This is a genomic window from Brevibacterium sp. NPDC056726 (assembly GCF_042790515.1).
Taxonomy (GTDB): Bacteria; Actinomycetota; Actinomycetes; order Actinomycetales; family Brevibacteriaceae; genus Brevibacterium; species Brevibacterium sanguinis.
Window position 1 is genome coordinate 292,091 of the sequence record NZ_JBHTYZ010000004.1, and the last position, 18,306, is coordinate 310,396.

Sequence of the window (18,306 nt, forward strand, 5' to 3'; positions counted from 1 at the left end):
CTTTACGATGGTGATGCGGGGAGTGCGTGACCAATGATAGTCGCTCGAACACCCTACCCCCGCACGCGTACAGCGCGGACAGAGAGGACCCATGGACGCAACGGAGACCGACCCGACGCCCACCTCGGCGCAGGTCGAGGTCGCCGCCGAGACGTTCCGCATGCTCTCGCAGGCGACCCGGCTGCGGGTCGTGTGGACGCTCGTGCACCAGGAGCTCGACGTCTCCTCCCTCGCCGAGGCGATCGGGGCGACCGTGCCGGCAGTCAGCCAGCATCTCGCCAAGCTCCGGTTGGCCGGGCTCATCTCCTCCCGCCGGGAGGGGCGGCGGATCTTCTACACCGTCGACGACCCGCATGTCGTCTCGATGGTCCGGGAGATGTTCGAGCACATCGCCCCCGACGGGTCGCTCGCCCCGGATCCGACTTAGGCGTCCTCACTGTCCGGCCCGCGCCCGGTCCCGCGCGCTCCCCTACGCCCCGGTCACACGGGGCCGGAGATCCTCGGCCGGGGGCTCCCACGTCTGCGGGTCGGCCGGGGTCTGCTCACCGGAGCGGATGTCCTTGACCTCGTGGCCTGCCTCGCCGTCGGTGAACCAGACGAACGGGATGTCCCGGCGTTCGGCATAGCGGATCTGGCGGCCGAACTTCGCGGCACTCGGGGAGACCTCGCAGGCGATGTCGCGGGCGCGCAGAGCCGCCGCGACGGCGTCTGCCTCGCCGCGGCGCTCCTCGTCGGTGACGGCGATGACGACGGCCGAGGGGGTGCCCCGAGTCGCGGAGATGCCGCTGTCCTCACCGAGGACGAAGGCCATGAGCCGGGAGATGCCGATCGACATGCCCACCCCCGGGTAGGTCTTCTTGCCGACCGTCGCGAGCGAGTCGTAGCGTCCGCCCGAGGCGACGGAGCCGAGCTCCTCGTGGCCGACGAGCTGCGTCTCGTAGACGGCGCCCGTGTAGTAGTCGAGTCCGCGCGCGATCTTCAGCTGCGCGACGAGGACGCCGGGAGCGCGCTCGGCCGCGGCGGCGAGCATCGTCGTCAGCGCCTCCAGCCCCTCATCGAGGAGCGGGTGGCTCACGCCGAGGGCGCGGACCTCGTCGGCGAAGTCGGGCGAATCGGATTCGATCGCGGCCAGCGCCAGGCACAGCTGCTGCTGTCGCTCATCGGCACCGGCGTCGGCGGCGAGCAGCTTCGCGACCTCCTCGGGCCCGATCTTGTCGTACTTGTCGAGGCTGCGCAGCACGGCGGGGATGTCGGTCAGCCCGATCCCCCGGGCGAAGCCCTCGAGGAGGCGGCGGTCGTTGACGACGATCCGGATCGGCGGGACGCCGAGCGGGGCGAGGCGGGCGAATGCGTCGGCGATGGCGAGCGGGATCTCGACCTCGAAGTGTCCGGGCAGCTCACCGTCGGCGATGATGTCGATGTCGGCCTGGATGAACTCGCGGTAGCGGCCCTGCTGCGGGCGCTCCCCGCGCCACACCGGCTGGATGCGGGTGGCCCGGAACGGGAAGCTCAGCTCGTTCGCGTTCTCCGTGACGAAGCGGGCCAGGGGCACGGTGAGATCGAAGTGGAGGCCGAGCGGGTTGCGCTCGGTGCCCTCGGAGTGGAGACGGGAGACCGCGAAGATCTCCTTGTCGATCTCCCCGTCCTTCGCGAGCTGGCTCAGCGGTTCGACGGCGCGGTGGTGGAGGGCGGAGAAGCCGTGGAGGGCGAAGGTGTGGTCGAGGATGTCGATGATGCGCTTCTCGATCACGCGCTCGGCCGGGAGCCGTTCCGGGAATCCGGACAGACGGGCTGACTTCGCCATGGTTCTCCTTGCTGTGGGGTGGTGCAGGGATGGTGCACTGTCGTTCGTGTGGGTGGTGCTCACGGGCCGGTGTCTGCTGTGCCGGGTCGGCTCAGAGGAACGGGTTCGTCCGCAGTTCGTGACCGACCCGGGAGGCCGGACCGTGTCCAGGATAGATGGGAACGTCGGGCAGGGTCGCAAACGCCCGCAGCGTGTCCGCCATCGCCGCAGCGTCCCCGCCGGGCAGGTCGATGCGTCCGATCGCACCGGCGAAGACGACGTCACCGGTGAAGATGACCTCCTCGCCGTCGGCGCTGACGGACAGCAGCGTCGAGCCCTCGGTGTGGCCGGGGGCGGCGATCGCGGTGACGGTGAGCCCGGCGACGGTGACGACGGTGCCCGCGTTGAGGGGGACCACCTCGGCGGGGGCCTGCCATCCTTCGAGCAGCGGAGCGATCATCTGCGCGAACTGAGGGCCCAGCGTCTCCCCCGGTGCGCTGACCCGGTAGTGGTCGGGTTCGCCGAGGTGGACGGGCACGTCCCAGCGGCCGAGCAGCGAGGGCAGCCCGAGGATATGGTCGGGATGTCCGTGGGTGAGGAAGATCGCGACGGGGGTGAGTCCTTCGGCGGCGGCGAGCTCGGCGAGCTCGGGTCCGGCGTCGTAGCCGGCGTCGATGAGGATGCAGTCGCTCTCCCCCTCGGCTCGAACGGCGTAGCAGTTGACATCGAGGAATTCGGCGCGCGTCGTGAAGACATCCATGGCCAAAGTCTAACGAGGGGTGACGTGGTGGTTATGCTGGGATAACCCCAGCAGATCGAGTGATCGGCGCCAGCGCCGGTTCGACCGATGAAGAATAGGTGAGAAACATGTCGACCCCGACTCCGAAGCCGACTCCCCGTCCCTCAGCCGTCCCGCGTCCGCAGGCAGCGCAGCCGGTGGCCGGCAGCATGGTCGACCATGACGCCGAGGTGGCGCGCGCGGTCACGCACGGTCGCGCCGACGAGCAGGGCACCGTCTTCGTCATCACCGCCGATGGCGAACGCGAGGTCGGCCAGTACCCGGACGCGACCGGCGACGAGGCCATCGAGTACTTCGCGAAGAAGTACGTCGAACTCCTCGAACACGCCGCTCACCTGCGCAGCCGCCTCTCAGCCGGGGCGCCGGGCCGGGAGGTCACGCACGCGGCGACGACGCTGCGCGAGTCGCTGGCCGAGGCCAACGTCGTCGGTGACCTCAAGGGACTCGGCGCCACCCTCGACACCCTGATCTCCGATGCGAAGGCGACGGAGTCGAAGCAGGCGGCCCGCACCGAGGCGGCCAAGCTCGAGGCCGCGCAGAAGCGCGAGGAGCTCGTCGTCGAGGCCGAGAGCCTCGCCGGCAAGGACCCGGACAAGATCCAGTGGAAGGTCTCCGGGGCTCGCCTGCGCGAGCTCTTCGCGCAGTGGAAGGACATGCAGCGCAGCGGACCGCGCCTGCCGCGTTCGGTCGACCAGGAGCTGTGGGGCCGGTTCTCGCAGGCGCGGAACACGTTCGAGCGCAAGCGCAAGGACTTCTTCGCCGAACTCGACAAGCACAACTCCGAGGGCAAGCGGATCAAGGAGAAGATCGTCGCCGAGGCGGAGGCCCTGTCCGGCTCGACCGATTTCCGCACGGTGTCCCAGAAGTACAAGGACCTCATGAGCCAGTGGAAGCGCGCCCCCCGGGCCTCCCGCAAGGACGATGACGCGCTCTGGGCGCGCTTCCGGGCCGCACAGGACGTCTTCTTCGCCGCCCGCGACGCCGAGAACGCCGCCCTCGACGAGGAGTTCAAGGGCAACCTCGTCGTCAAGGAGGAGCTGCTGAAGAAGGCCCAGGCGCTGCTCCCGATCACCGATCCGACCGCCGCGAAGCGTGAGCTGCGGGTCATCCAGGACGAGTGGGAGGAGGCCGGGAAGGTTCCCCGCGCCGATGTCTCCCGCATGGAGAACGGTCTGCGCGAGGTCGAACGGGCGCTGGCCGAGGCCGAGGACGCCGCGTGGAAGCGCAGCAACCCCGAGACGAAGGCGCGGACCTCGGGGGCGCTGAGCCAGCTCGACGAGTCGATCGCCGAACTCGAGGCGGCGCTGGAGAAGGCGAAGACCGGCGGCGACGAGAAGGCCGTGGCCGATGCGCAGGCAGCCCTCGATGCCCGCCGGGCGTGGCGCGATCAGCTCGCGCAGACGGCCGCCGAACTCGACTGACTGACCTGTTCGGCAGTTATCCACAGGCGGTGCGGTCGCCGGACGGTTATCCACAGGCTCCGTTTCCGCTCTTGATCTCAGCGCGCCGGGCGACGAGAGTTGCGCCATGGAGGACATCTTCCGTCTCAGCGATTTCGGCTATGAGCATCTCACGGAGCTCACTCTCGACGGTCTGCTCACCAGGCTGTCGGAGACGACGTGGGTGCGCACGGGGGCGGTGCTCGGTCCCGAGGAGCGGATGAGTGCGCTCGCCGCGCAGCTCCCGGCCCGCCTCGTCGTCTCTCACGCGACCGCCTGGTGGGTCCACGTCGGGCTCGGTCGCGCCCCGAGTCCGCTGACGCTGACGACGCATCCGCGCCGGCGCGTGCTCGAGTCGACGGGGCTCGTCGTCCACGAGCTCAGTCTCGCCCGCGGTGATTGGGAGACGATCGCGGGTCACCCGGTGACGACGCCGGAGCGCACCCTCTACGATCTGCTTCTCCCCCTCGTCCGCGACCCCCGGCGGGCATCCGGCCCGCAGATCGCCGCGCTCATCGACGATGTCCCCGGTGGCATGGTCAGGCGTCTGCGGCTCTATCTCGCCGAGGTGGGACGGCGCCCGTACGCTGCGCAGATGCGGCAGGTCCTCGACCATTTCACGCGCCCGGGCCGCGCTCCTGGAGTCCGTGCAGCGACGGTCCTGCGGTCGGACGAGGAGGCTCAGCCGCCGGAGATGCGGTAGACGTCGAAGACGCCTTCGACCTTCCGGACCGCGGAGAGCACGGTGTCGAGGTGGCTGGCATCGGACATCTCGAAGACGAACTTCGACTGGGCGACCCGGGCCTTCGACGTCGCCACCGACGCGGAGAGGATGTTGACATGGGTCTCCGTGAGCACCTTGGTGATGTCGGAGAGCAGACCGGAACGGTCGAGGGCTTCGACCTGGATCTGGACGAGGTAGACCCCGCTCGTCTTCTCCCCCCACGAGACCTCGACCATGCGCTCGGGTTCGCGTTCGAGGGAGACGACGTTGGGGCAGTCGACCCGGTGCACGGAGACCCCTGAGCCGCGGGTGACGAAGCCGACGATCTCATCCCCGGGCACCGGGGTGCAGCAGCGGGCGAGTTTGACGAGGACGTCGTCGACGCCCTTGACGACGACTCCGCCGGCCGAGGAGTGGTGGCCCGAGGACTGACCGGTGCGGTTGCGCGGCTCCGGCGGGAGGACCGGGACCTCCTCCTCTTCGCCGACCTCCTTTGCGAGCAGGTCGACGACGTGGGCGGCCGAGGTCACGCCGTTGCCGATCGCCGCGTAGAGCGCGGTGACATCGGGCAGGCGCAGTTCGGTGGCGACGACCTGGAGGGCTTCCTGGCTCATCAGGGCGTTCGCGGACAGCGAGTGCCGGCGCATCGCACGGGCGAGCTGTTCGCGACCGTTCTCGATCGCCTCTTCGCGTCGTTCCTTCGAGAACCACTGGCGGATCTTCGATCGGGCACGGGGGCTCTTGACGAAGCCGAGCCAGTCACGGCTCGGACCGGCGTTCTCGTCCTTCGAGGTGAACACCTCGACGGAGTCGCCGTTCTTCAGCTCCGTGTCGAGGGCGACGAGTCGGCCGTTGACGCGGGCGCCCATCGTCTTGTGGCCGACCTCGGTGTGGACGGCGTAGGCGAAGTCGACGGGGGTCGCGCCCGCGGGCAGGCTCATGACGTCGCCCTTGGGCGTGAAGACATAGACCTCCTTCGAGTTGACCTCGTAGCGGAGGCTGTCGAGGAACTCGTCGGGGTCGCTGACCTCGCGCTGCCAGTCGAGCAGCTGGCGCAGCCACGCGGCGTCGTCGACGCCGCCGTCGTCGGAGACCTTGACCGACCGGGCGGTGTTCGAGGTGATCGCCTTCGACGGGTTGCCGCGGTCCTTGTACTTCCAGTGGGCGGCGACGCCGAACTCCGCGCGCCGGTCCATCTCATGGGTGCGGATCTGGATCTCCACGGGTTTGCCGCCGGGGCCGATGACCGTGGTGTGGAGGCTCTGGTACATGTTGTACTTCGGCATCGCGATGTAGTCCTTGAACCGGCCGGGGACCGGGTTCCACCGGGCGTGGACGATGCCGAGGGTCGCGTAGCATTCGCGGACGGTTTCGACGAGGACGCGGACGCCGACGAGATCGTAGATGTCGGCGAACTCGTGACCGCGCACGACCATCTTCTGGTAGATCGAGTAGTAGTGCTTCGGCCGGCCGGTGATGGCCGCCTCGATACCGGAGTCGGCGAGTTCGGACTGGAGCTCATGGGAGACGGTCGAGAGGTACTTCTCCCGCTCCGGTGCCCGGTCGGCGACGAGGCGGACCACCTCGTCGTAGACCTTGGGGTGGAGGACCTGGAACGAGAGATCCTCGAGTTCCCACTTGATCGTGTTCATGCCGAGCCGGTGCGCGAGCGGGGCGTAGATCTCGAGGGTCTCGCGTGCCTTCTTCGTGCTCGACGAGGCGGGCACGAACTTCCACGTGCGCGCGTTGTGGAGACGGTCGGCGAGCTTGATGACGAGGACGCGGATGTCCTTGGCCATCGCGACGATCATCTTCCGCACGGTCTCCGACTGCGCGGCCTGACCATAGGTGAGCTTGTCGAGCTTCGTCACCCCGTCGACCATGGCGGCGACCTCGGGGCCGAAGGACTCGGTGAGCTGCTCGAGTGAGTAGTCGGTGTCCTCGACGGTGTCGTGGAGGAGCGCCGCGGCCAGGGTGACCGGGAGCATGCCGATCTCGGCAAGGATCGTCGCAACTGCCACCGGATGGGTGATGTAGGGGTCCCCGGACTTCCGGGTCTGCCCGCGGTGCGCCTCCTCGGCGACCGTGTAGGCACGGACGACGAGGTCGATGTCGGCCTTCGGGTGACTCGACTGCAAGGCCCGGATCATCGGTCCGAGCACCCGCGGGTAGCCGGGGTCGTTCTGCGCCCTGGCCGCCCACCAGGCCAGACGGGAGATGCCGCGCGGACGGCGCGATTCAGCTGATGATGCCATCACGTCCCCCTCTCCAGCATGATCCTGCTCGTGGTCTCGTCTCAGACCTCAGCGTGGATCACGGGTGCCACATCGTCTTTGCCGTCCTTCAAGCGTAATTCACGCACGGCCTCTTCCTGTTCCTTCACGGCGGGTTCGTTCGACCGCAGGAGCGCGTAGAGGGGGCTGGCGACGAAGAGCGTCGAGGCGGCGGCGACGATCGTGCCGACGAAGAGCGACAGCGAGATGTCGACGAGCGTGCCCGCGCCGAGGAGGAAGACGCCGATGAAGAGGATCGAGGCGATCGGCAGCACGGAGACGACGGAGGTGTTGATCGAGCGCACCGTCGTCTGGTTGATGCCGAGGTTGACGAGCTCGGAGAACTTCAGGCGCTTGTTGTCCTTGAATCGCGCGGTGTTCTCGCGGATCTTGTCGAAGACGACCACCGTGTCGTAGAGCGAGAAGCTCAGGACGGTGAGGAAGCCGATGACGGCTTCCGGGGTGACTTCGAAGCCGGTGGCCGAGTAGATGCCCATCGTGATGATCATGACGACGAAGAGCCCGACGATCGCGGCCAGCGACATCTTCCAGGTCCGGAAGTAGAGCGCCATGACGATCATCGCGATCGCGACGAAGATGACGAGGGCCCTGACCATCTTCTGGGTGACGTCAGCACCCCACTGGGGGCCGACGAAGGTCGAGGTGACGTCCTCGGCGGGAACGTCGTACCCGGCCGAGAGGGCGTCGCGGACTTCCTGCATCTGCTCGTCGGAGAGCTGGTTCGTCTCGATGCGCACCGCGGTGTCCCCGGTCGGGGTCAGGCGCGGTTCGGAGTCGGCGACGACGTCGTTGACGATGGTCTCGCCCCGGCTCGCCGAGGTGTCGGTGACGTTGTCGACCTGGAACTGCGAACCGCCGCGGAAGGCGATGCCGAAGTTGAAGCCGGCGATGAGCGGAACGAGGAGGGAGAGGATGACGAGGACGCCGGCGATCGAGAGCCAGAGCTTGGCCTTCCCGACGAAGGGGATGGAGGACTCACCGTTGTGGAGGCGATTGCCCCAGGCGAAGAACTTCTTCACTTCTCTGCCCCCTTCTCATCGTCTGCGGCTGCCGCGCGCTTGGCGGCCGCCTTCCGTTCGGCGATCGTGCCGCCGGTCGACGGTGCGTCCGATCCGCGCTTGCGTCGCGAGCTCTTCGTCTTCTTCGGCCCGGCCGCATCAGCGGACTCGGCCGACGCTGCCGTGCCGGACTCGGAGTCCTCCGCGTCCATGGCAGTGTCCGCGGTCGTCGCGTCCTCGGCCTCGGTCACCTCCTCGGCCTCGGTCACCTCGTCGGTCTCCGCCGAGTCGTCGGCCAGTGCGGTCTTCGTCGCGGTCGCCGACCGGGAGCTGCTCGCCGATTCCTCGGACGACGCGGAGCTCTTCGCTTCGGCCCGGCGCTTGGCGCGGCGGCCGGCGATCGTCTCCGCGTCGTCGTCGAGCCCGAGTTTGCGAGCCCGCGCCTTGTCGCGGCGCTGGGCTTCGGGCGACTTGTCCTTGTTGTCGAGGTCGATGCCGAGCGCACCGCGGTAGGCGGCCGGCTTGACCCCGAGCAGACGCGGATCCATACCCGACATCGGGTGCCCCTGGCCGAAGAACTTCGTCCGTGCCAGAAGCTGGAGCATCGGGTGGGTGAAGAGGAAGACGACGAGGATGTCGACGATGACCGCGAGGCCGAGGGTGAACGCGAAGCCGCGCACCGAACCGACGGCGAGGATGTAGAGGATGACGGCGGCGAGCATGTTGACCGACTTCGACGCCCAGATCGTGCGCTTGGCGCGGTCCCAGCCGACTTCGACGGCCGAGAGCAGGTTCCGGCCGCTGCGCAGCTCGTCTCTGACGCGTTCGAAGTAGACGATGAACGAATCCGCCGCCATGCCGATGCCGATGATGATACCGGCGACACCGGCCAGGGAGAGCCGGTAGCCGTATCTCCATGAGGCGATGAGGAGGAGCAGATAGGTGAGGACGCCGACGACGACGAGGCTCGAGACGGTGACGAGTCCGAGGACCCGGTACTGCAGGAGCGAGTAGACGACGACGAGGAGGAGACCGACGAGCCCGGTGAGGATGCCGATGTTGAGGTAGTTCGCACCGAGGGTCGGTGAGATCTGCTCTTCGCTCTGGACCTGGAAGCTGATCGGCAGGGAGCCGTTCTTCAGCTGGTTGGCCAGAGTCTGGGCCTCGTCGAGGGTGAAGTTGCCCGAGATCTCGGCGCGGCCGTCGGTGATGACGGCGTTCGAGGTCGGTGCGGAGAGGACGAGCCCGTCGAGGGTGATCGCGAACTGGTTGTACGGCTGCTGGAGACCGGTGATCGCCGAGGTGATCTGCTTGAAGATCTCGCGTCCCGTGTCGTCGAACTCGAGGTTGACGGCGGGCTGGTTGGTCTGGACGCCGTTGGCGCCGGCTGCGTAGCCGAAGGTCGCGTCGGTGAGGTGGTCACCGGAGAGCTCGACGGGACCGAGCACGTATTTCGCCGACCCGTCCTGGGCGCACGAGACGACCGGCTGGTCGGCCGGCTGCTGGACGCCGCCGGTCCGGTTCTCCGGGTTCGTGCAGTCGAGTTCCGTGTACTGGTTGATGATGTCCTGCGTCTGCCATTCGGCGGTGTCCTGCTCGGGATCGAACAGGGGGCGCGGCGTCGAGTCGGTGACCTGGGTGTCCTCACCCTGACTTTCACCGGCCTGGGTCGGCGCAGGGGTCTCGCCCTCCGGCGACTCATCCGCAGGGGCCTCACCCGCGGGCGACTCGGACGGGGCGGGCGCGTTGCCGCCGGCGTTCGCGGGTTCGTCGGTCGCACTGCCGTCACCTGAGCCGGCGGCGTCTGCACTGCTCGAGTTGACGACGGCGCCGCCGCCGGTCGGAGCGTCCTGGCTGCCACCGGTGAGGTCTTCGAGGCGCTGGCGCTCCTCGTCGGTCAGCCCCTCGGAGGGGTCTCCCCCGTTCTGTCCCTGCTGCTGTTCGTCGATCTGCGCCTGGGAGCGCGGGTCGCCGACGAGGGCGACTCGGCGGAAGACGAGCTGAGCCGAGGAGCGGACGAGGTTGCGAGTCTCCTCATCGGGGTTGCCCGGCAGGTTGACGACGATGTTCCTGTCGCCCTGCGTCGAGATCTCGGCTTCGGAGACACCCGTCGAGTCGACCCTCTGGCGGATGATGGCGACTGCCTGATCGAGCTGTTCCGTGCTGATCGTCGTGTCCTCGGACACCTGGGGTTCGAGGATGATCGAGGTGCCGCCCTCGAGGTCGAGGGCGAGCTTCGGTGTGGGTGTGGCGTCGGACCAGATGACACCTGCGGCGAGGACGCCGAGGAGGATCAGGGTGACGACCGTCAACCACAGGAAGCGCAAACCAGGGCGTGGCTTTTCTTCGATGTCGGACACGTCTCAGCTTTCGATCGGGAGCAGTGAGGGGATCAGTTCTTCTTGTCGTCGGTGTCCGGCTTGTCGGTGCCGGTCCCCTTCGACGGATCCTCAGTCGAGCTGCCGTCCACGTCGTCGGCGTTGGTCTTGGCAGCCGCATCCGCCTCGGCGGCAGTGCGGTCGGCCTTGTCGGCCGTGAGATCGGCGTCGTCAGCCTTGAGATCGGCGTCGAGGGCCTTCTCATCGGCGCGGTCGGCCTTGAGATCGGCATCGGCGGCCTTCGCATCGGCACGGTCGGCCTTGAAGTCGGCGTCGGCGGCGTTGAGGTCAGCGTCGGCGGCCTTGAGGTCGTCGTCGCCCGCCTCGGCGCGCTTGCGCTCGTTCATCGCGTCGAGTTCGGCGTCGGTGATCGCCGGGGAGTCGGTCGCCTCGGTGGCGGGGGCCGCATCGACAGCGGTGTCCGGGGTGTCGATCTGGCCGATGGCCTGGCGGTGCACGCGCAGGACCGTGCCGGGTCCGGATTCGATGGTGACCTGGTTGTCCTCGTCGTCGATCGAGAGCACGGTGCCGAAGACGCCGAAGGTCGTCATGACCTTGGCTCCGGGAACGAGGTTCGTCTTGATCTGCTCCGCACGCGCCTTCTGCTTACGCCGAGAGTTGAACAGGAAAAAAATCAGCAGCGCAGCGAGCGCGAGAGGGATCAGCAAATCCACAGGTATCAACCTTCCATAAGAACGGACCAGTGCACTAGCTTAGTTCGAAGTCCGTACTCAAGGCGAACCGATACGCAGGGTTCAGTACTCATAGTTTGCTGGGATGTGGAGTCCCAGATGCCTCCATGCCGCCGAGGTGGCGACGCGTCCGCGTGGGGTGCGGCTGATGAGGCCCTCCCGCACGAGGTACGGCTCGGACACGGTTTCGACCGTGTCGGCCTCCTCCCCCACCGACACCGACAGCGTGCCGAGTCCCACGGGACCGCCGGCGAAGCGCTTGCAGAGGACTTCGAGGACGGACCGGTCGAGGCGGTCGAGGCCGAGTTCGTCGACTTCGTAGACGGTAAGCGCGTTGAGCGCCGCGGCCTCGTCGATGGTGCCGTTGCCGCGCACCTGCGCCCAGTCCCGGACGCGGCGGAGCAGACGGTTGGCGATGCGGGGCGTGCCCCGGGAGCGGGTGGAGATCTCGGTGAGACCGCGGTTCTCCGCGTCGATGCCGAGCATCCGGGCAGAGCGGGTGAGGACGGTGAGCAGGTCGGCGCTCGAGTAGAAGTCGAGGTGCCCGGTGAAGCCGAAGCGGTCGCGCAGCGGCGCCGGGAGGAGTCCCGAACGAGTCGTCGCGCCGACGAGGGTGAAGGGCGGGAGGTCGAGCGGGATCGCCGTGGCGCCGGGGCCCTTGCCGACGATGACGTCGACGCGGAAGTCCTCCATCGCGACGTAGAGCATCTCCTCGGCGGCGCGGGCCATCCGGTGGATCTCGTCGATGAAGAGGACTTCGCCCTCTTCGAGGGAGGAGAGGATCGCGGCGAGGTCGCCGGCGTGCTGGACGGCGGGGCCGGAGGTCACGCGCAGGCTCGCCTGCATCTCGTGGGCGATGATCATCGCCAGCGTCGTCTTCCCGAGTCCGGGCGGGCCGGAGAGCAGGACGTGGTCGGGGGCCTTGTGCCGGGCCTTCGCGGCGTCGAGGACGAGCGAGAGCTGTTCGCGGACCTGCGGTTGGCCGATGAAGTCGTGGAGGCCCTTGGGTCGCAGCGCCGCCTCGGCGTCGCGTTCAGCGGCTTCGGCGCTGCCGGAGACGAGCCGGTCGTGCTCGGCGCCGGTGAGCCGCTGGTCGCCGAAGTCCATCTCGTAGGAGGCGGTTTCGCGGTCGGTCATTTCCGGGCACCGAGGACTTTGAGCGAGGCCTTGAGCAGCGCCGAGGTGCCGGCGTCGGCCTCGAGGTCAGCGACGACCTCCTGGACCACCTCGGCGGCTTGGGGCTCCTTCCAGCCGAGGCCGACGAGGGCGTCGACGACCTGCTGATTGGTCCCGCCGAAGGAGAGCGCGGGGCCCGGTGCTGCGGCGGCGAACTTCGGGAGCTTGTTCTCGAGTTCGAGGATGATCCGCGAGGCGCCCTTCTTGCCGATGCCCGGCACGCGGGTCAGGGCGGTGGCGTCCTGGCCGGCGATCGCGGCGGCGAGTTCGTCGGGGCCCATGACGGAGAGGATGGCCATCGCGAGGCGGGGTCCGATGCCCGAGATCGTCAGGAGGACCTCGAAGGTGTGGTTCTCGTCCTCGGTGCCGAAGCCGAAGAGGGTCATCGAGTCCTCGCGGACGACGAGGGTCGTGACGAGGTCGATGTCGGCGCCGTGGCGGGTGCCGGCCAGGGTGTCGGGTGTCACGTGCACTTTCCTGCCGACACCGTAGGTGAGGACGACGAGGTGGTCAGCTGCGATGCGATGGACCGTACCGCTGAGGAAACTGATCACGGACTGCCTTTCAGGTGGGAACACGTGTACGAATCCAGACTAACAGTTCGAGGTCGCTCGCCTCATCCGACATGCCCGGGCCGGTGGCACACTCGTCCCCTCAAACGGGCGCTCACCACAGACCCCGATCATCGGGCCCCGGAACATCGCCACCGGCTGCAACGTCACCGGCGGCATCGCCGCCCATGGCACCACTATCGGTGGCGCCGCCATCGCTGCGATCGTCGATGCCCCCGCCTGGCTCTCGCGCGGCACCCGGTTCGGACCCACTGCTCCATCGCACCGAATCCGCGTCGCTCCCCCGCATCAGCTCCGGCCCGCAGTGCTCCGCATCGACGCCGACATCGGCGGCGGTGAGCGGCGACAGCGGCAGGTCGGCGAAGAGCGTGTCGACGGCGTCGTCGGTGACGAATCTCGCGTGGAGGATCGGCCTCCGTTCGATGTCGACCGAGGCAGGTGGTATCCATGCGGCACGGCCGTCCTTGAGCATGATCGTCTCCCACTCGGATCTGTCGATGAGGTGGTGGTGCATGCTGCAGACGAGAGTGAGGTTGTTGAGGTCGGTTCTGCCGCCGAGTGCCCAAGGGAAGACGTGGTGCGCGTCGCACCAGCCCGGTGGTGTCTCGCATCCAGGGAAGGTGCAGCCCTTGTCTCGCGCGGCGAGGATCGCCAGCTGTCGGGGCGTCGCGTGTCGCTGTTCGGTCGCCAGCGCCATCGACTTCGCCTTCTCAGTCATGAGGTGGAAGAACACCGTGCCGTTGAGGCCCTCATCGGCGGCGAGGTCGATCGGGAAGTCGGCTTCGGCTCCTGTCGTCGCCCGGCCCTTCCCCTCGGCGAGGTTCTCGGCCGTTGCGGTGACGACGAGGGCGAACGGCGCTCCCCTGCCGACCCGACCCATTTCGGTGTGGGAGATCAGTGTCGAGAAGCGCTCGTACATGAGGTTCTGCACTGTGCCCTGTTCGTCCGAGGTGTCGGCGAACGTGCCGTCGGCGCGGACTCCCCAGCCGCGGGGGTTCTCGGAGCCTGTGCCTGACAGCTGCGGGTTCACATCGGCGGGCAGCGGTCGGTCTGATGCGTCTCCGGCGAGCACGCTCCCGAAGAGCTCGAGCATCTGTTCGCCCTCGACGCGGAGGTCATCATCGGGTCCACCGTCGAGACCCGTTGGATTCTGAGCACCGCCGTCACCAGTCTCATCGTCGAGACCCGGCGTGCCGTCTGCGCTGCTGTCACTGGACGTGTCGCCTGCTTCGCTGGGGTCACCCGCTCCGGTCGGGTCGTCCACTCCGGTCGGGTCGTCCGCTTTGATCCGTGAGGTCAGCCATCCCTGGATGATGCCACCGGTGATCGGGTCGAGGAGGCCGCTGAGGTCCCAGTCGCCGTCGCGGCGCTGGCGGACGTTGACCTTGTACTTCGAGCGGTCGCGGGAATCGGTCGGCTCGGCGCCGTCGGGGTCGACCCGCTCGAGCATGGCGGTGAAGATCCGCCGGAGGTCGGAGACGCGGACGCTCGGCGCGCGTTCGACGAGTTTGCCTTCGATCCGTTCGCGCACCTCGGTGCCGAGCCAGAAGGGGACCTCGTCGAGGCATTTTCCGATCATCGCCGCCTGGCTCGACGACAGCGCTCCGGACTGCAGACCGGCCGCGACGATCGGATACTTCGGCGGCCGCGACTGCCCGGTCAGGTCGACTCGGTTGCCGAGGTTCTTCGCCAGTTCGGTGCGGCGGTGCGCCTCGGTGCTGCTGAGTTGGAGTTTGTCCTGCACCAGAGCCTTGGTCGATTTCGCCCCGTAGTCCTTGGGCGTTCCGACGCGCTCGAAAACCGACAGCGTCACGGCGTGGAGCGAATCGACGAGACGGCTGAGCGCTTCGACTCCCCTCATCACGGTGATGGCCTCGTCGGGTCCCATCGGACGTCGGAAATCGCGGAGTTCGGCTTCGAGCCGGGTGATCGCAGCGATGCTGTCGGTCACCTCGGGGACCGAGCCTCCGAGGTCGGCCCACTGTTCCTTCGTGAGCATCGGATGGGGAGAGTCTGCCAGGGAGGTGTCGCGGTGCTCGTCGACGGCCGTTTGGAAGGGGTTGTCCATATCGGACACGCACGGCCGCGAGGCGATGTCATCGTCCATGCCACCGCGCGCGGGTTGTGGTGCACCACCACCCTCGGCGTCGGTGGAACTCCCGGACTCGCCGGCGGCGGTCTGTGAGCCCGTCCCTCCACCGTCGCCTCGGCGAACCTCTCGGCCGGAGAGCCCAACGTCCGCAGGATCAGAAAGCGAAGGATCGCAGGTCGAGGGCTCAGGTGCCGAGAAGTCGGGCGCCGCTACCGCGTCCATGCTGCCGAGCGTCTCTGCCAGTCCATGACCGCTGAGATCCATTCCGGCCGCTTCGAGCTGATCGCGAAGAGAACGCGGGGCCGTCGAGCCCTTCCTGTCTCGCGACCCGGGCTTCTTCGATGCTCCCGCACGCGCACCCGACTTACTGCCACGGGAGCCATCATCCCGGTGGTTCTGCGGTCGTTCCGGCGTGAGTGTCATGATCTCGGCAATCTGTCCGTCAACGGTGACGTTGTGCGGTTGTCTCTATTCTAGATGTAAGTGACATCACATGTCTATAGTTTCGTTCGATTTTCTCAACTGATTTTCTATGACGTTCGGTGCAGTTCTAATCAGGAATGAGGTGCGGTGCTCATCAGGGACGATGTCATGATGAGAGCGGAGAGGAACTCGTTCCGAGGCGCTCTTGCCTTGAGCACAGAGCTCAATTGGGCGCGTCGAATCGTAGCCGAGACGCTCGGAATCGCGATCGACGCGCGCAGCGCGGTCGGGGCATCCCGCCGCGCTTCGGCTCACTTCGCGTTGCGCAGCGCGCGGGCCCACTGTTCCTGGGCTTTGGTCAGCCCACTCCCCTGCCGGCCGCTGCCCTTGCGTTCGGTGAGGTCCTTGTTCATCCCCGGCGTCGACTGAGCGCTGAGCGCCCCGCGCCACGAGTGGCAGATCGCTATGGCCAGGGCGTCGGCGGCGTCGGCGGGTTTGGGCGGCGCGTCGAGTCCGAGGATGCGGGTGACCATGTTCGTCACCTGCTTCTTGTCCGCCCGTCCGGAGCCCGTGATCGCTGCCTTGACCTCGGACGGAGTGTGCATGGCGACGGGGATCCCGCGGCGCGCGGCCAGTCCCATCGTCAGGCCCGAGGCCTGCGCGGTGCCCATGATCGTCGAGACGTCATTGCGGGCGAAGACCCGCTCGATGGCGACGACATCGGGTCGGTGCGTGTCCAGCCAGGTGTCGAACGCCTCGGCGAGGGACCCCAGCCTCAGGTCCACGGAGTCCGCGGACGGGGTGCGGAAGACGTCGACGGCGACCATGGCGGCCTTCCTGGCCGGCAGGGTGTCGATGACGCCGAATCCGCACCGCGTGAGGCCGGGGTCCACGCCGAGGATGCGCATCAGGCGTCGAGTTCTGCGAGAACCTCGTCGCTGACGTCGGCGTTCGAGTAGACGTTCTGCACTTCGTCGCTGTCTTCGAGGGCGTCGATGAGCTTGAACACCTTAGTGGCGGTGGCTGCGTCGAGGCTGACCTTGAGTCCGGGGACGAACGAGGCCTCGGCGGAGTCGTAGTCGATGCCGGCGTCGACGAGCGCCGTGCGCACCGCGACGAGGTCGGTCGCCTCGGAGATGACCTCGAAGGTCTCCCCTTCGTCGTTGACCTCTTCGGCGCCGGCTTCGAGGGTCGCCTCGACGATGGCGTCCTCATCGGTGCCCTCGGCCGGGACGACGATGACGCCCTTGCGGTTGAAGTTGTACGACACCGAACCGGGATCGGCCATCGAGCCGCCGTTGCGGGTCACGGCGACGCGCACTTCGGAGGCCGCACGGTTGCGGTTGTCGGTGAGGCACTCGATGAGGAGTGCGACGCCGCCGGCCGCGTAGCCTTCGTACATGATCGTCTCGTAGTTGACCGCTTCGCCGTCGAGGCCGCCGCCGCGCTTGACGGCGCGGTTGATGTTGTCTGCGGGCACCGAGTTCTTCTTCGCCTTCTGGATCGCGTCGAAGAGGGTCGGGTTGCCGTCGGGATCAGGTCCACCGTTGCGTGCGGCAACCTCGATGTTCTTGATCAGCTTGGCAAACAGCTTGCCGCGCTTGGCATCGATGGCAGCTTTCTTGTGCTTAGTCGTTGCCCATTTGGAATGACCTGACACTGGTGTTCCTTCCTATAGATGAAGCCCTTAGATTCTATACGCCCCAGCGCCCGCGCGCCGAAACCTCCGCGGTGCAGTCCTTTCGCACCGAGGCGGTCCGGCTGAATCCTGTCCAGGTGCAGTCGCTTCCCGGTCCGGTCGGTTCGCACCGAGGCGGTCCGGCTGACTCCTGTCCAGGTGCAGTCGCTCAGTCGATGACGAGGGGGACGTCGGGCACGGTGCCGACGGCGGCGAGCTCCATGAGGCTGAGCAGGTTCTTCGGGTAGATCGTCTCGGTCGTCGCCATGAGCTCGTCGCGGGACCACCAGCGGAACTCGAGCAGGCTGCGCTTCTCGATGTCCGTCCACACGGCGTCCTCGAGTTCGATGTCCTCGCTCGTCCGGTAGGCGAAGTACGTCTCGAGCTGCCGCAGCTCCTTCTCCGTGAAGTGGAAGACCTCGTCGCGGATGGCGAGCGGACCGATGAGGTCGCCGGGTTCGCATTCGAGGCCGGTCTCCTCGGCGAGTTCGCGGGCCGCCGTCTGCGCCGGCGATTCGCCCATCTCCGAGCCGCCGCCCACGGTCATCCACCACTGATGGGTGGGCGTGAGCAGGTCCTGGGCCCTGATGAGGAGAACCTCGTCGCGCTCATTGAGCAGAACGACCCGTGAAGCTTTACGAGGTTTCATGGTTCTCCAGGAGTTGACGGCGGACAGACGAAATTCTTTGCAGGATAGTGATGCAGCAGGCGATCATCAAGACGCCCAAGGCGACCGTCAGAACGATATCGGGAAGTCCCATTCCCACCAAGCCGGTGACGATGAGTGTGACCAACAACCGGTCGGCGCGTTCGGCGATTCCGCCGGACGCGTGGACGCCCAGGCCCTCGGCCCGCGCCCGCACATACGAGACAAGCGACCCTGTCACCAGGCAGCCGAGGGCGAGGAGCGCGGTGAGCGGATCATCCGCGCCGAGGAAGAACCACAGTGCGAGACCGACGAACACGGCGGAGTCCGCGATGCGGTCGAGCGTCGAGTCGAGGAATGCGCCCCACAGGCTCTTGCGTCCCATCTCCCGGGCCATGATCCCGTCGAGCATGTCGCAGAAGACGAAGACGGTGATGACGACCGTGCCCCAGAACAGGTGCCCGAGCGGGTAGAAGATCAGCGCGCCGGCGCTCACCCCGAGCGTGCCGATGAACGTCACGGCGTCCGGGGTGAGCCCGAGGCGCAGGAGCAGCCTGGCCAGGGGACGGAAGAGTCGGGTGAATGCCTCGCGGGCGATGGTGTTGAGCATCG

The 18,306-nt window shown here is 67.6% G+C and carries 16 protein-coding genes; 3 read left to right on the forward strand and 13 right to left on the reverse strand.

The window, feature by feature from the left end; genetic code table 11:
• Positions 1 to 91 precede the first annotated feature (91 nt).
• Positions 92 to 427 (forward strand): metalloregulator ArsR/SmtB family transcription factor, encoded by a 336-nt coding sequence (locus ACFQ91_RS10280; protein ID WP_198498896.1) that lies wholly within the window; start codon positions 92 to 94, stop codon positions 425 to 427.
• 42 nt (positions 428 to 469) lie between these two features.
• Here the strand turns inward: ACFQ91_RS10280 and hisS are convergent, their stop codons facing one another.
• Both hisS and ACFQ91_RS10290 read right to left on the reverse strand, forming a co-directional pair.
• The gene (gene hisS, locus ACFQ91_RS10285) at positions 470 to 1,804 is read right to left on the reverse strand and encodes a histidine--tRNA ligase (RefSeq protein WP_198498897.1); all 1,335 of its coding nucleotides are present in this window, start codon (positions 1,802 to 1,804) and stop codon (positions 470 to 472) included.
• Positions 1,805 to 1,895: 91 nt separating this feature from the next.
• Complete coding sequence (locus tag ACFQ91_RS10290) at positions 1,896 to 2,543, reverse strand: MBL fold metallo-hydrolase (RefSeq protein ID WP_198498898.1); 648 nt, start codon at positions 2,541 to 2,543, stop codon at positions 1,896 to 1,898.
• Positions 2,544 to 2,650: 107 nt separating this feature from the next.
• Here ACFQ91_RS10290 and ACFQ91_RS10295 point away from each other — a divergent pair, with 107 nt between their 5' ends.
• The gene (locus ACFQ91_RS10295) at positions 2,651 to 4,003 is read left to right on the forward strand and encodes a DUF349 domain-containing protein (protein ID WP_198498899.1); all 1,353 of its coding nucleotides are present in this window, start codon (positions 2,651 to 2,653) and stop codon (positions 4,001 to 4,003) included.
• A 106-nt stretch (positions 4,004 to 4,109) separates the two neighbouring features.
• A complete protein-coding gene (locus ACFQ91_RS10300; protein ID WP_198498900.1) occupies positions 4,110 to 4,724 on the forward strand; it encodes a hypothetical protein in 615 nt (204 codons plus the stop codon).
• On the opposite strand, the gene ACFQ91_RS10305 is transcribed toward ACFQ91_RS10300, so the two are convergent.
• The 11 genes from ACFQ91_RS10305 to pgsA all read right to left on the reverse strand — a co-directional run bounded on the left by ACFQ91_RS10305 (position 4,703) and on the right by pgsA (position 18,304).
• Positions 4,703 to 7,000 (reverse strand): bifunctional (p)ppGpp synthetase/guanosine-3',5'-bis(diphosphate) 3'-pyrophosphohydrolase, encoded by a 2,298-nt coding sequence (locus ACFQ91_RS10305; RefSeq protein ID WP_198498901.1) that lies wholly within the window; start codon positions 6,998 to 7,000, stop codon positions 4,703 to 4,705. The two genes, ACFQ91_RS10300 and ACFQ91_RS10305, sit on opposite strands and share 22 nt — an antisense overlap.
• A gap of 41 nt (positions 7,001 to 7,041) precedes the next feature.
• Positions 7,042 to 8,058 carry a protein translocase subunit SecF gene (gene secF, locus ACFQ91_RS10310; protein ID WP_198498902.1) on the reverse strand — a complete coding sequence of 339 codons (1,017 nt, stop codon included), beginning with the start codon at positions 8,056 to 8,058 and terminating at the stop codon, positions 7,042 to 7,044.
• Positions 8,055 to 10,349 (reverse strand): protein translocase subunit SecD, encoded by a 2,295-nt coding sequence (gene secD / locus ACFQ91_RS10315; protein WP_198498903.1) that lies wholly within the window; start codon positions 10,347 to 10,349, stop codon positions 8,055 to 8,057. The genes secF and secD overlap by 4 nt, the downstream gene beginning before the upstream one ends.
• Positions 10,350 to 10,429: 80 nt before the next feature.
• Positions 10,430 to 11,089, reverse strand: coding sequence for a preprotein translocase subunit YajC (gene yajC, locus ACFQ91_RS10320; RefSeq protein WP_232623609.1), 660 nt, complete (start codon positions 11,087 to 11,089; stop codon positions 10,430 to 10,432).
• A gap of 81 nt (positions 11,090 to 11,170) precedes the next feature.
• Positions 11,171 to 12,214, reverse strand: a complete 1,044-nt coding sequence (ruvB, locus tag ACFQ91_RS10325) for a Holliday junction branch migration DNA helicase RuvB (protein ID WP_198500983.1) — start codon at positions 12,212 to 12,214, stop codon at positions 11,171 to 11,173.
• Between the two features lie 26 nt (positions 12,215 to 12,240).
• Complete coding sequence (gene ruvA / locus ACFQ91_RS10330; RefSeq protein ID WP_198498904.1) at positions 12,241 to 12,837, reverse strand: Holliday junction branch migration protein RuvA; 597 nt, start codon at positions 12,835 to 12,837, stop codon at positions 12,241 to 12,243.
• 112 nt (positions 12,838 to 12,949) lie between these two features.
• Positions 12,950 to 14,962 (reverse strand): HNH endonuclease signature motif containing protein, encoded by a 2,013-nt coding sequence (locus tag ACFQ91_RS10335; protein WP_198498905.1) that lies wholly within the window; start codon positions 14,960 to 14,962, stop codon positions 12,950 to 12,952.
• A gap of 719 nt (positions 14,963 to 15,681) precedes the next feature.
• Positions 15,682 to 16,278 carry a crossover junction endodeoxyribonuclease RuvC gene (gene ruvC / locus ACFQ91_RS10340; RefSeq protein WP_198498906.1) on the reverse strand — a complete coding sequence of 199 codons (597 nt, stop codon included), beginning with the start codon at positions 16,276 to 16,278 and terminating at the stop codon, positions 15,682 to 15,684.
• Positions 16,278 to 17,030, reverse strand: a complete 753-nt coding sequence (locus ACFQ91_RS10345; protein WP_198498907.1) for a YebC/PmpR family DNA-binding transcriptional regulator — start codon at positions 17,028 to 17,030, stop codon at positions 16,278 to 16,280. Before ACFQ91_RS10345 ends, ruvC begins: the two co-directional genes overlap by 1 nt.
• A gap of 187 nt (positions 17,031 to 17,217) precedes the next feature.
• Positions 17,218 to 17,697: an NUDIX hydrolase gene (locus ACFQ91_RS10350; protein WP_137823937.1), complete on the reverse strand. Its 480-nt coding sequence runs from the start codon at positions 17,695 to 17,697 to the stop codon at positions 17,218 to 17,220.
• Positions 17,684 to 18,304 carry a phosphatidylinositol phosphate synthase gene (gene pgsA / locus ACFQ91_RS10355; RefSeq protein WP_198498908.1) on the reverse strand — a complete coding sequence of 207 codons (621 nt, stop codon included), beginning with the start codon at positions 18,302 to 18,304 and terminating at the stop codon, positions 17,684 to 17,686. Before pgsA ends, ACFQ91_RS10350 begins: the two co-directional genes overlap by 14 nt.
• Positions 18,305 to 18,306 lie beyond the last annotated feature (2 nt).